This window comes from Streptomyces sp. NPDC029216 (genome assembly GCF_040648015.1).
Taxonomy (GTDB): domain Bacteria; phylum Actinomycetota; class Actinomycetes; order Streptomycetales; family Streptomycetaceae; genus Streptomyces.
Genome location: NZ_JBEZWL010000056.1, coordinates 1 through 11,578 on the forward strand (window position 1 = coordinate 1; position 11,578 = coordinate 11,578).

The 11,578-nt window shown below is 73.7% G+C and carries 14 protein-coding genes; 12 read left to right on the plus strand and 2 right to left on the minus strand.

Annotated features, from left to right (window positions below; genetic code table 11):
- Positions 1 to 327: 327 nt before the first annotated feature.
- Positions 328 to 1,464: a beta-eliminating lyase-related protein gene (locus AB0F18_RS20770; protein ID WP_362062750.1), complete on the minus strand. Its 1,137-nt coding sequence runs from the start codon at positions 1,462 to 1,464 to the stop codon at positions 328 to 330.
- A gap of 242 nt (positions 1,465 to 1,706) precedes the next feature.
- On the opposite strand from AB0F18_RS20770, the gene AB0F18_RS20775 reads away from it, so the two are divergent.
- The 12 genes from AB0F18_RS20775 to AB0F18_RS20830 all read left to right on the plus strand — a co-directional run bounded on the left by AB0F18_RS20775 (position 1,707) and on the right by AB0F18_RS20830 (position 10,970).
- The gene (locus tag AB0F18_RS20775; RefSeq protein WP_362062752.1) at positions 1,707 to 2,636 is read left to right on the plus strand and encodes a DUF2520 domain-containing protein; all 930 of its coding nucleotides are present in this window, start codon (positions 1,707 to 1,709) and stop codon (positions 2,634 to 2,636) included.
- Positions 2,633 to 3,640 carry a pantoate--beta-alanine ligase gene (panC, locus tag AB0F18_RS20780; RefSeq protein WP_362062754.1) on the plus strand — a complete coding sequence of 336 codons (1,008 nt, stop codon included), beginning with the start codon at positions 2,633 to 2,635 and terminating at the stop codon, positions 3,638 to 3,640. Before AB0F18_RS20775 ends, panC begins: the two co-directional genes overlap by 4 nt.
- A complete protein-coding gene (locus AB0F18_RS20785) occupies positions 3,637 to 5,388 on the plus strand; it encodes an L-aspartate oxidase (protein ID WP_362062756.1) in 1,752 nt (583 codons plus the stop codon). The genes panC and AB0F18_RS20785 overlap by 4 nt, the downstream gene beginning before the upstream one ends.
- Positions 5,389 to 5,428: 40 nt before the next feature.
- The gene (nadC, locus tag AB0F18_RS20790) at positions 5,429 to 6,397 is read left to right on the plus strand and encodes a carboxylating nicotinate-nucleotide diphosphorylase (protein WP_362062758.1); all 969 of its coding nucleotides are present in this window, start codon (positions 5,429 to 5,431) and stop codon (positions 6,395 to 6,397) included.
- Positions 6,398 to 6,400: 3 nt separating this feature from the next.
- The gene (locus AB0F18_RS20795; RefSeq protein WP_362062760.1) at positions 6,401 to 7,210 is read left to right on the plus strand and encodes a type III pantothenate kinase; all 810 of its coding nucleotides are present in this window, start codon (positions 6,401 to 6,403) and stop codon (positions 7,208 to 7,210) included.
- Between the two features lie 188 nt (positions 7,211 to 7,398).
- Positions 7,399 to 8,151 (plus strand): GntR family transcriptional regulator, encoded by a 753-nt coding sequence (locus AB0F18_RS20800; protein WP_362062762.1) that lies wholly within the window; start codon positions 7,399 to 7,401, stop codon positions 8,149 to 8,151.
- 129 nt (positions 8,152 to 8,280) lie between these two features.
- Positions 8,281 to 8,472 (plus strand): DUF397 domain-containing protein, encoded by a 192-nt coding sequence (locus tag AB0F18_RS20805; protein ID WP_362062764.1) that lies wholly within the window; start codon positions 8,281 to 8,283, stop codon positions 8,470 to 8,472.
- A gap of 90 nt (positions 8,473 to 8,562) precedes the next feature.
- Positions 8,563 to 9,192, plus strand: coding sequence for a hypothetical protein (locus AB0F18_RS20810; RefSeq protein WP_362062766.1), 630 nt, complete (start codon positions 8,563 to 8,565; stop codon positions 9,190 to 9,192).
- Positions 9,193 to 9,206: 14 nt separating this feature from the next.
- The gene (locus AB0F18_RS20815) at positions 9,207 to 9,371 is read left to right on the plus strand and encodes a hypothetical protein (protein WP_362062768.1); all 165 of its coding nucleotides are present in this window, start codon (positions 9,207 to 9,209) and stop codon (positions 9,369 to 9,371) included.
- A 77-nt stretch (positions 9,372 to 9,448) separates the two neighbouring features.
- Positions 9,449 to 9,925, plus strand: a complete 477-nt coding sequence (locus AB0F18_RS20820) for a BlaI/MecI/CopY family transcriptional regulator (RefSeq protein WP_362062770.1) — start codon at positions 9,449 to 9,451, stop codon at positions 9,923 to 9,925.
- Between the two features lie 10 nt (positions 9,926 to 9,935).
- Positions 9,936 to 10,466: an amino-acid N-acetyltransferase gene (locus tag AB0F18_RS20825; RefSeq protein WP_362062772.1), complete on the plus strand. Its 531-nt coding sequence runs from the start codon at positions 9,936 to 9,938 to the stop codon at positions 10,464 to 10,466.
- A gap of 165 nt (positions 10,467 to 10,631) precedes the next feature.
- Positions 10,632 to 10,970, plus strand: a complete 339-nt coding sequence (locus AB0F18_RS20830) for an Lsr2 family protein (protein ID WP_042811087.1) — start codon at positions 10,632 to 10,634, stop codon at positions 10,968 to 10,970.
- Here the strand turns inward: AB0F18_RS20830 and AB0F18_RS20835 are convergent.
- Positions 10,949 to 11,536, minus strand: coding sequence for an SCO3374 family protein (locus AB0F18_RS20835; protein WP_362062828.1), 588 nt, complete (start codon positions 11,534 to 11,536; stop codon positions 10,949 to 10,951). The two genes, AB0F18_RS20830 and AB0F18_RS20835, sit on opposite strands and share 22 nt — an antisense overlap.
- Between the last annotated feature and the right edge of the window lie 42 nt (positions 11,537 to 11,578).

Genomic DNA, 11,578 nt, shown 5'->3' on the forward strand with positions numbered 1-11,578 from the left:
TTCCCGGCAGTCTTCGGCTTTTCGTGGCGGGGCGGTCTGTCAAGGGTGGCCGAAGGCCATCGCGAAGCGACGCGACCGAAGGGAGCGCCCTTGACTGACCGGCCCGACGCGGAAGGACGATGAGACTGGCGGGAAACCCCCAGCCCTCCCTGAGGCCGCCCGGCCCAGGCCCCGCCCTCCCCGGTCCCGCCCGGCAGTCACGTCCCCGCCCGGCGGGACCCCGCCCCCGGTCCCACCGGCCCGCAGACGGGAAGGCGGGGGCAGCCACCGCCCGGCCCGCCCCCCCCGCGAGGATGGCGGACCCGCACCGCGAGCCCCCGGCCCCGGCTACACCCGCCCGACGAACCCCGCCACCGCGGACCGGACCTCCTCCGGGGTCCATGCCAGGCCCGGCTGCGTCACCGTGACCTCCGTCATCGACAGGCCCGGCGCGAGGCCCTCCGCCGACCAGCGGCCGAACAGGACGGTGCCCTCCTCCTCCGCCAGCCGTGTGCCCGCCTCCGTCAGGCGGTCCGCCTCGTACGGGAGCCACACCTGGAACTGGTGCGTGTGCGGTACCTCCGGGTTGATCCGGAACCACGGCACCCCGGCCGCCTCGAAGCCCTCCCGCAGCGCCGCCGCGACCATCCGGGCCTGCTCGACGTACGCCGGGAGCCGGGGCAGCTCCCGTTCCAGGCCGGCCAGGGCCGACAGGGCCTGGGGGAACTGGCGGAAGATCTGGCCCCCGTACCGGTGGCGCCACACCCGGGCCTCCTCCACGAAGCCGCGGGCTCCCGCCAGGCAGGCCCCGCTCAGGCCGCCCAGGGACTTGTAGAAGGACACGTACACCGAGTCGGCCAGTCCGGCGATCTCCGCCAGGGGGCGGCCGAAGTGGACGGTGCACTCCCACAGCCGGGCCCCGTCGAAGTGGACGATGGCGTCCCGCTCCCGGGCGGCGTCCACCAGCGCCTCCAGCTCCTCCCACGTCGGCAGCAGGAACCCCGTCTCGCGCAGGGGCAGCTCCAGCATCAGCGTGCCGAAGGGCTCGGGGTGGTCCCGGACCTCCTCCGGCGTCGGCTGGCGCGGCTCCGTCACCGGGTGGACGGTGCGCAGCCCCGACACCGTCGACAGTGCGCCGCCCTCCCACTGCTCGGGGTGGCTCAGCGGGTGCAGGGCCACCACCGGGTTCCCGGTGCGGCCCGCCCAGCAGCGCAGGGCGATCTGCTGGGCCATGGTCCCCGAGGGGAAGAAGGCCGCGTCCTCGGTGCCCAGCAGGTCGGCGACCCGCCGCTCCAGGTCGGCGACGACCCCGTCGCCGTACAGGTCGGCCGGTGCGTCCATGTCGTACGGGGCCTCGGCCAGCTCCGCCAGCAGTTCCCCGACGGTCTCGGCACGGGGGCTGCGGGTCAGCGTCCGCGAGGCCGCCCGCCACGCCGCCACGGCCCGCTTCGTCCGTTCCGCCGCCTCGTCGGCCGTATCCGCCATGCCCCCGCCGTCCCCCTGGTCCCTTACGCCTTCACTTGCGTCTTCACTTGCGTCTTCGTGCGTCACGCCGGTCATTCCCCGATCATGCCCCGGCCCCCCTGGCCGCTCCCAACGTTTTCCCGCCCCCGGCCACCTCGACCAGCCCCCCGCGGGCCTGACCGGCGGTACCCCGGCCCGAGGGCCTAGCATGGCGACGTATCGTCCGGTACCCCCCGCGGACTGGAACGGAAGGCATTCCCCGCGTGAACTCATCGCAGCAAGAGCGGCCTGCCCGGCTCTCCGTCGGAGTCGTCGGCGCCGGCCGTGTCGGCCCCGCGCTGGCCCGCGCCCTCCAGCAGGCCGGGCACCGCCCGGTCGCCGTCTCGGGCGTCTCCGACACCTCCCGGCGCCGGGCCGAGCGGATGCTGCCCGACGTGCCGCTGGTCAGCCCCGCGCAGGTGCTGGAGCGGGCCGAGCTGGTGCTGCTGACCGTCCCGGACGACGCGCTGCCCGGCCTGGTCGAGGGCCTCGCCGAGACGGGTGCCGTGCGCCCCGGGCAGCTCCTCGTGCACACCTCGGGCCGGTACGGGACCGCCGTGCTCGACCCCGCGCGCCGCGCGGGCGCGCTGCCGCTGGCCCTGCACCCGGCGATGACCTTCACCGGTACCGAGGTCGACGTGCAGCGCCTGGCCGGCTGCTCCTTCGGGGTGACCGCCCCCGACGAGCTGCGGCTCGCCGCCGAGGCCCTGGTCATCGAGATGGGCGGGGAGCCCGAGTGGATCGCGGAGGAGAGCCGTCCGCTCTACCACGCGGCCCTCGCCCTGGGCGCGAACCACCTGGTCACCCTGGTCGCCCAGGCCATGGAGCTGCTGCGCACCGCCGGCGTCGAGCACCCCGACCGGATGCTCGGCCCGCTGCTCGGCGCGGCCCTGGACAACGCCCTGCGCTCCGGCGACGCCGCCCTCACCGGCCCGGTCGCCCGCGGCGACGCCGGCACGGTCGCCGCGCACGTCTCCGAGCTGCGCAAGCACGCCCCCGGGACCGTCGCCGGGTACCTCGCCATGGCCCGCAGCACCGCGGACCGGGCCCTCGCGCACGGCCTGCTCAAGCCCGAGCTCGCCGAGGACCTGCTCGGCGTGCTCGCCGACACCGCCGACACCGCAGATTCCGATCCGAAGGGTGGGGAGCGATGACGGGCCCGCTCCAGCTGCTGAACACCGCCGAAGAGCTCCACAAGCTGCCGCGCACCGGCCGCCGCGCCGTCGTGATGACCATGGGCGCCCTGCACGAGGGCCACGCCACCCTCATCCGCACCGCCCGCGAGCAGGCCGGCCCCGACGGGCAGGTCGTGGTCACCGTCTTCGTCAACCCCCTCCAGTTCGGGGCGAACGAGGACCTCGACCGCTACCCCCGCACCCTCGACGCCGACCTGGCGATCGCCGAAGAGGCGGGCGCCGACGCCGTGTTCGCGCCCTCCGTCGACGAGGTGTACCCGGGCGGCGACCCGCAGGTGCGGATCACCGCCGGGCCGATGGGCGAGCGGCTGGAGGGCGCCACCCGCCCGGGCCACTTCGACGGCATGCTCACCGTCGTCGCCAAGCTGCTCCACCTCACCCGCCCCGACCTGGCCCTCTTCGGCCAGAAGGACGCCCAGCAGCTGGCCCTGATCCGGCGCATGGTGACCGACCTCAACTTCCCGGTCGAGGTGGCCGGCGTCCCCACCGTCCGCGAGGACGACGGGCTCGCCCTGTCCTCCCGCAACCGCTACCTCGGCCCGGCCGAGCGCCACACCGCCCTCGCCCTCTCCCGCGCCCTGTTCGCCGGCCGCGACCGGCTCGCGGCGCAGGCCGCGCTGCGCGCCCGCGCCGAGGCCCTGCCCGGCAGCGACGGCCGGGCCACCGCCCTGGCCCGGCTCGGCGAGATCCGGGCCTCCGCAGACGCGCACGCCGTCTCGGCGGCGGCCACCGGCGCCGTCGGCCTGCCGGACGCCGTACGGGCCGCCGCCCGGCACGTCCTGGACGAGGCGGCCCGGCACGAGCCGCCGCTGGTCCTGGACTACCTGGCGCTGGTGGACCCGCAGGACTTCACCGACGTCGGTCCCGACTTCACCGGGCAGGCCGTCCTGGCCGTCGCGGCGAAGGTCGGCACGACGCGGCTGATCGACAACATTCCATTGGAGTTCGGAGCACACGCGTGAGCACCACAGCCAACCCAGGCACCCCGGGCGCCGCCGGCACCGGCATACGGCTGCACGCCCCCGCCCCCGGCTGGGCCGTCGACGCGGACGTCGTGGTCGTCGGATCCGGCGTCGCGGGCCTGACCGCCGCACTGCGCTGCGCCGCCGCGGGCCGCCGTACGGTCGTGGTCACCAAGGCGCGCCTCGACGACGGTTCGACGCGCTGGGCGCAGGGCGGCATCGCGGCCGCGCTCGGCGAGGGCGACACCCCCGAGCAGCACCTGGACGACACCCTGGTCGCGGGTGCGGGCCTGTGCGACGAGAACGCCGTACGGCTCCTCGTCACCGAGGGCCCCGGCGCGGTCCGCCGGCTGATGGAGGCCGGCGCGGTCTTCGACACCTCCGCCGAGACCGGCGAGATCGAGCTGACCCGCGAGGGCGGCCACCACCGCCGCCGGATCGCGCACGCGGGCGGCGACGCCACCGGCGCCGAGATCTCCCGCGCGCTCGTCGAGGCCGTCCACGCGGCCGGGATAGAGACCGTCGAGAACGCGCTGGTCCTGGACCTGCTCCAGGACGCCGAGGGCCGTACGGCCGGGGTCACCCTGCACGTGATGGGCGAGGGCCAGCACGACGGCGTCGGCGCGGTCCACGCGCCCGCCGTGATCCTCGCGACCGGCGGCATGGGCCAGGTGTTCTCCGCGACCACCAACCCGTCCGTCTCCACCGGCGACGGCGTGGCCCTCGCGCTGCGCGCCGGCGCCGAGGTCTCCGACCTGGAGTTCGTCCAGTTCCACCCGACCGTGCTGTTCCTCGGCCCGGACGCCGAGGGCCAGCAGCCGCTGGTGTCGGAGGCCGTACGGGGCGAGGGGGCGCACCTCGTCGACGCCGACGGGGTCCGCTTCATGCTCGGCCAGCACGAGCTCGCCGAGCTCGCCCCGCGCGACATCGTCGCCAAGGCCATCACGCGCCGCATGCAGGAGCAGGGCACCCTGCACATGTACCTGGACGGCCGGCACTTCGGGGCCGAGATGTGGGAGAACCGCTTCCCCACGATCCTCGCCGCCTGCCGCTCCCACGGCATCGACCCGGTGACCGAGCCCATCCCGGTCGCGCCCGCCGCGCACTACGCCTCCGGCGGCGTCCGCACCGACCTGCACGGCCGCACCACCGTCCCGGGCCTGTACGCGTGCGGGGAGGTCGCCTGCACCGGCGTGCACGGCGCGAACCGCCTGGCCTCCAACTCCCTCCTGGAGGGCCTGGTCTTCGCCGAGCGGATCGCCGAGGACATCGTCTCCCGCGCCCCCGAGGGCAGCGGCCCGGGCGTCCCGGTGCCCGCCACCGGCCCGCTCCAGCCCGCGACGGCCCGCTACGAGGTCCAGCGGATCATGACGCAGGGCGCGGGCGTGCTGCGCTCGGCCGAGTCCCTGAGCGCGGCCGCCGAGGCCCTGGAGACCCTGTACACGAGGGCTCTGGGCGAGCTGGAGGCACACGGCAAGACCGCCGAACCGGGCGTGGACACCTGGGAGGCGACCAACCTGCTCTGCGTGGCCCGCGTCCTGGTCGCCGCCGCCCAGCGGCGGGCCGAGACCCGCGGCTGCCACTGGCGCGAGGACCACCCGGGCCGGGACGACGAGGCCTGGCGCCGCCACCTGGTGGTGCGGCTCTCGGCGACGGAGCGGCGGGCCCTGGTCGTGACCCCCACCGACTCCGCGGACCTCCCGCCCGTGGACGCGGACGGCGCCGCCCCCGGCGCCCCCCGCCCGTAGACGTTTCCCCCGCCAACCCCTCAAGCCAGGAGCACTGACCGTGAGCACCCCCGAACTCCCCCTGATCGAGCAGAACGAAGGCGGCTGCGGCGACGACTGCGGCTGCGGCGAGGGCGAGGAGAGCGGCCTCGACCCGGCGCTCGCCCAGCTTCTCGTGGACGCGGGCCTCGACCCGATCGAGGTCGAGGACGTCGCGCACATGGCGCTGTCCGAGGACCTGGACGGCGGGGTCGACGTCACGACCGTCGCCACCGTCCCCGAAGAGGCCGAGGCCGTCGCGGACTTCGTGGCCCGCGAGGCCGGTGTCGTGGCCGGTCTGCGCATCGCCGAGGCGGTGTTCTCCGTGGTCTGCACGGAGGCCTTCGAGGTCGAGCGGCACGCCGAGGACGGCGACCGCGTGGAGGCCGGGCAGCTGCTGCTGTCGGTCCGCTCCCGCACCCGCGACCTGCTGACGGCCGAGCGCAGCGCCCTGAACATCCTGTGCCGCCTCTCCGGCATCGCCACGGCCACCCGCCGCTGGGCGGACGTCCTGGAGGGCACGAAGGCCAGGGTCCGCGACACCCGCAAGACCACCCCGGGCCTGCGCTCGCTGGAGAAGTACGCGGTCCGCTGCGGCGGCGGCGTCAACCACCGCATGTCCCTGTCGGACGCGGCGCTGGTCAAGGACAACCACGTGGTCGCGGCCGGCGGCGTCGCCCAGGCCTTCGAGGCCGTCCGCGAGGCCTTCCCGGACGTTCCGGTCGAGGTCGAGGTCGACACGATGCACCAGGTCCGCGAGGTCGTGGACGCGGGCGCCGACCTGATCCTGCTGGACAACTTCACCGTCCCGGAGACCGAGGAGGCCGTCACCATCGTGGCCGGCCGGGCGGTCCTGGAGTCCTCGGGCCGCCTCACCCTGGAGACCGCCCGCGCCTACGCCGAGACCGGCGTGGACTACCTGGCGGTCGGTGCGCTCACGCACTCCTCGCCGATCCTCGACATCGGCCTCGATCTGCGCGAGGCGGTGTAGTCCGTGCTGCTCACCATCGACGTGGGCAACACCCACACCGTCATGGGCCTGTTCGACGGCGAGGAGATCGTCGAGCACTGGCGGGTCTCGACCGATCCGCGCCGTACGGCCGACGAGATGGCCGTCCTGCTCCAGGGCCTGATGGGGATGCACCCGATGCTCGGCAGCGAGCTGGGCGACGGGATCCACGGCATCGCGATCTGCGCGACGGTGCCGTCCGTCCTGCACGAGCTGCGCGAGGTCACCCGCCGCTACTACGGCGACGTGCCGTCGGTGCTGGTGGAGCCGGGTGTGAAGACGGGCGTGCCGATCCTGATGGACAACCCGAAGGAGGTCGGCGCGGACCGCATCGTCAACGCGGTCGCGGCCGTCGAGCTGTACGGGGGGCCGGCGATCGTCGTCGACATGGGGACGGCGACCACCTTCGACGCGATCTCCGCGCGGGGCGAGTACGTGGGCGGGGTGATCGCGCCGGGCATCGAGATCTCGATGGAGGCGCTGGGGATGCGCGGCGCGCAGCTGCGCAAGATCGAGTTGGCCCGGCCGCGCAACGTGATCGGCAAGTCCACGGTCGAGGCGATGCAGTCGGGCGTGGTCTACGGGTTCGCCGGCCAGGTCGACGGGATCGTCCACCGCATGGCCCGGGACCTGGTGGGCGCGGACGGGGACCCGGACGACGTCCGTGTCATCGCCACCGGCGGGCTGGCGCCGATCGTCCTCGGGGAGACCACGGTGATCGACGAGCACGAGCCGTGGCTGACGCTGATCGGCCTGCGTCTGGTGTACGAGCGCAACGCGCCCAACTTCGAGTGAGCGCACGGCACTCCGCCCGCCCCGCCCCGCCCGGGGTGCGGCGGGCGGAGCGCCGCCGGTGCGCAACTGCCGTTCCCCGTACCCACCGTCATGCCGAATCCTCAGCTTCAAGCTGATCGGTTAGCTTGTCGGCGTCCGCCGCACGCGCTTCCCGAGCGGCACAGCCGAGACGGTACAGGACGGCCCAAATGCCCCGTAAATCACCGTACTTGCAGGTGGTCGAATCCCTCCGGACCCGCATCGAGGCGGGGGAGTGGAAGATCGGAGACCGGCTCCCCTCCCGCGCCCGCTTCGCCGAGGAGTACGAGGTCGGACAGGGCGTCACCCAGCGGGCGATGGAACAGCTGATCATCGAGGGCTTCCTCGAAGGCCGCGCCGGCTCCGGCACCTACGTGCGCACCCCGCGCCGCCGCATGCGGATGCTCCGCACCCGCCGCCGGGTCCCCGGATCCGGCAACACCTTCCGCTCCGAGGCCGCCGCGCACGGGATCGCCGCCTCCTGGGACTCCAGGACCCTCCCCCAGGTCCCCGCCCCCGAGCGGATCGCCGCCCGCCTCGCCATCGAGCCCGGCGCGCCCTGCGTGATGACCCGCTACGAGTTCATGGCCGACGGCAGCCCCGCCGAACTCTCCGAGTCCTGGGAGCCCCTCGCCATCACCTCCGGGACCCCGATCGTGCTCCCGGAGGTCGGCGAGATGCGCGGCGCCGGGGTCGTGGCGCGGATGCGCTCCATCGGCATCACCGTCACCTCCGTGGTGGAGGTCCCCCGGCCCTCCCGCGCCAACCAGGACCAGGCCAACCTGCTGGGGATCAGCCTCGGCTCGATGATCACCCAGATCGAGCGGACCTACATCGATTCCGACGGCCGGCCGGTGGAGACCGCCGACCTCGTCATCCCCGACTCCCGCTACGAGATCGCCTACGCCTTCCCCGTCGAGTGACGGCCCCGTAACGGCGGAGTGACTTTTATCGGCTGTGTTTTTTGCCGGAAGTGGCCGGAGTGCGACTCTCGCGGAGGTAGCGTCCCGCTGGAGAGGCAACGTGGCTTGTCCACAGCGGAGGGAGACACCATGACCGCGAACGCCCTGACCGAGTGGCGTAAATCGTCGTACTGCGGCGAAGGGGAGGCCTGCGTCTACGTGGCCGACGCCCCCGGCAGTCTCGTACGGGTGGCCGACCGGGCCGACCCCGCGCACCTCGTGATGGCCACCACCCACGCCGCCTGGGCCGACTTCGTCGAGGCCGTGAAAGAGACCGGCTGATTCCGCCAGGGCCCCCGGCGAGGGGCGACGCCGCGCCGCACACCCCCACCATCAGGGGATTTTGTCCGATTAGCGCGTATCTTCGGCCCCATGCCCACGCCCTACGGATCCCGCGGCGGCATGGCCTTCAGCGCCGCCGAGCTGCACGTGCTCAGGCGTAGCCTCGCCCACGCCCTCCAGTCCTCCACGGCCCCCCTGACGGCCGCCGAGGTCCAGGACTGCCTGCGCCTCGCGGCGTCGGTGGACGAAGCGGTCCGGGAGGCGGGCCGGCTCAGAGCCTTCCTGCTCGACGACCTCGCCCGCTACCGGAGCGCCCTCCCCGGGAGCCTGTCCGGCTACCTGGAACTGCTCCAGGACGCCCTCGCCGCCGGATACGAACCCGGCCCCGACGACCTCGCCGCCCTGCGCGCCCTGCGGGCCAACCCGGTCGCCGCCGCCGTCCTGGAGCGGGCCCAGGGCGTCGCGGAGCGCTCCGTACGCCGCCGGCTCGCGGCCGCCGCCCCCGCGCCCCGCACCCGCCTGCTCGCCCTGGCCGGCGGCCGCGAGGAGCCCCGGACCGCGGCTCCGGGCCCCGAGGAGCCCCGCCCGGAGCGGCCGCGCCCCGAGCCCTCGCCCGAGGAGCCCCCGCGCCCCGGACGGCCCGTTCCGACCCCCGGCGAGGTCTTCCCGCCGCGCCGCAAGCCCGCCCCGCCCCCGGCGGCCGGCCGCGCGGCGGTGTAGCTACGCTGGGGGGCATGGACTACGTTTCCGCGCTCGTGCCCCCCATCGTGATGGCCACGTTCTTCATCTTCCTGGTGAGGACGATCGTGAAGAGCCAGGGCGGCGCCAACAAGGCCAAGGAAGACGCGGCCGTCGACGCCGTCCTCGCCCGCGCCGAAGCCGCACAGCAGCAGAACTAGCCGCCGCCCGGGTATTGGCCGCGCGTTGCGCAACGAATAGTCGGGCAATTCATCCCATTCCGCACTATCGTGCTGCTGTGCCTCGCCCCTTGGGAGAACTCGAAGACGCAGTCATGACGCGGGTGTGGCAGTGGAACCGCCCGGTCACCGTTCGGGAAGTCCTCGAAGACCTCCAGCAGGAACGGTCCATCGCGTACACCACGGTCATGACCGTTATGGACAATCTCCATCAGAAGGGCTGGGTCCGCCGGGAAGCGGAAGGCCGCGCCTATCGATATACGGCGGTCTCCACCCGCGCCGCCTACTCGGCCGCACTGATGAACGAAGCCTGGTCGACCAGCGACAACCCCGCGGCCGCTCTCGTCGCCTTCTTCGGCATGATGTCCCAGGAACAGCGCGAGGCCCTGCGCGACGCCGTACGGATCGTCCAGCACGACGAACCCGACCCCCAGGACCCGCCCGCCGGCCCGGCACCCGCCGAGGACCGCCCCGCGGCCGAACTCCCCGAAGGAGAAGGGGGCTCCGGCGCGCGCCGGACCGAGCCGGGGCGATAGCGTCCGGCCTATGGGAGAGCTTTCCACCACAGACGCGAAAACAGTGACCATCCGCCGCGCGCGCACCGGAGATGTTCCGGCGCTGCGCCGCCTGCTGGACCAGTACGTGCAGCAGCGGATCCTCCTCGACAAAGCCCCGGTCGTCCTTTACGAGGACATCCAGGAGTTCTGGGTCGCGGAACGCGAGTCCGACGGCCAGGTGGTGGGCTGCGGGGCTCTCCACGTCATGTGGGAAGACCTCGCCGAAGTACGCACGCTCGCCGTCGACCGCGGCCTCAAGGGTGCCGGAGTCGGCCACCTGGTGCTCGCCAAGTTGTTGGAGACGGCCCGCCGGCTCGGGGTGAGCCGGGTATTCTGCCTGACCTTCGAAGTCGACTTCTTCGCGAAGCACGGGTTCGTCGAGATCGGCGAGACCCCGGTGGAGACCGATGTCTACATGGAGCTCCTGCGTTCCTATGACGAGGGAGTCGCCGAGTTCCTCGGTCTCGAACGAGTGAAGCCGAACACCTTGGGCAACAGTCGGATGCTGCTGCACCTCTGATCGATCGCGGGGGCTATTCCAGGCCTCAGCCCGCCTGTGGCCTATGTCCGAATCGCGCACGTTTCCCGCCTTGTTGCGCTCCTGAACCTCTCCCCGGGGGTTTGTGTTTTCCAGGCAAAAGCGGTTTCCTTTCCGCGTACTGCATTTTCGATGAAAGGAAATCCGGTGGCACAGAAGGTTCAGGTCCTTCTTGTCGACGACCTCGACGGTGGCGAGGCGGACGAGACCGTGACGTTCGCTCTGGATGGCAAGACCTACGAGATCGACCTCACCACCGCCAACGCTGAAAAGCTCCGCGGGCTGCTCGACCCGTACACCAAGGGCGGCCGCCGCACCGGTGGACGCGCCTCGGCCGGCCGCGCCAAGGGCCGCGCCGCGGCCTCGTCCGGCAGCCCGGACACCGCCGAGATCCGTGCGTGGGCCAAGGCCCAGGGCCTCAGCGTCAACGACCGCGGCCGCGTTCCGGCCGAGATCCGCGAGGCCTACGAGAACGCCAAGGGCTGAAACGCCCGGGGCTGATCCGTACGCCGCCACAGGCGGGCGCGGTGGCATTCCGTCGCCGCCGCGGCCACCAGGCGTACGAGATCGGGCCCGCCGGACCCCCCGGGACCGGGCCCGCAGGCCCGCCCCGGACCGGGCAGGGCGGGCAGCGAGGCCTCGCACCCCAGCTCGGGGGGCCGCAGCCACACGGCGGCCCCCTGGGGGTTCCCTTCCGGCACGCGCCCGGGCGGCACGGGGGCGGTGATCCCGGCCCCCGCACCCAGGGCGGTGAGCTCCAGCTCCACCCCGCCCCACTCCAGCCAGTCGAGCAGCCCCTCCAGCTCGTCGGCGGCCCCCGGGGCGACGAGGAAGCGCATCCTGCGCCCCGAGAGCGCCACCGGACCGGTGGCCAGCCCGGGGCGGCGCAGCAGCCCGGCGCCGGCGTCCGCCGGAAGCTCCAGCACGTCGAACCGGATCCCGGTGACCAGCCGCACCGGCGGCCCGGCCGCCACGGTCCAGCCGAGCACCCGCTCGTACCAGGTACGGGTGTCCGACTCGGACGGGAGACGGGGCGGGGGAACGGCGCCCATGGTGTTGACGACGGCCATGAACGGATGAACTCCGGATGCCAC

Bases quoted from the DNA above. Each gene is read 5' to 3' on its own strand.
- AB0F18_RS20770 (WP_362062750.1), bottom strand. From the start codon at position 1,464: ATGGCGGATACGGCCGACGAGGCGGCGGAACGGACGAAGCGGGCCGTG.
- panC (WP_362062754.1), top strand. From the start codon at position 2,633: ATGACGGGCCCGCTCCAGCTGCTGAACACCGCCGAAGAGCTCCACAAG.
- AB0F18_RS20800 (WP_362062762.1), top strand. From the start codon at position 7,399: ATGCCCCGTAAATCACCGTACTTGCAGGTGGTCGAATCCCTCCGGACC.
- AB0F18_RS20805 (WP_362062764.1), top strand. From the start codon at position 8,281: ATGACCGCGAACGCCCTGACCGAGTGGCGTAAATCGTCGTACTGCGGC.
- AB0F18_RS20810 (WP_362062766.1), top strand. From the start codon at position 8,563: ATGCCCACGCCCTACGGATCCCGCGGCGGCATGGCCTTCAGCGCCGCC.
- AB0F18_RS20815 (WP_362062768.1), top strand. From the start codon at position 9,207: ATGGACTACGTTTCCGCGCTCGTGCCCCCCATCGTGATGGCCACGTTC.
- AB0F18_RS20825 (WP_362062772.1), top strand. From the start codon at position 9,936: ATGGGAGAGCTTTCCACCACAGACGCGAAAACAGTGACCATCCGCCGC.
- AB0F18_RS20835 (WP_362062828.1), bottom strand. From the start codon at position 11,536: ATGGGCGCCGTTCCCCCGCCCCGTCTCCCGTCCGAGTCGGACACCCGT.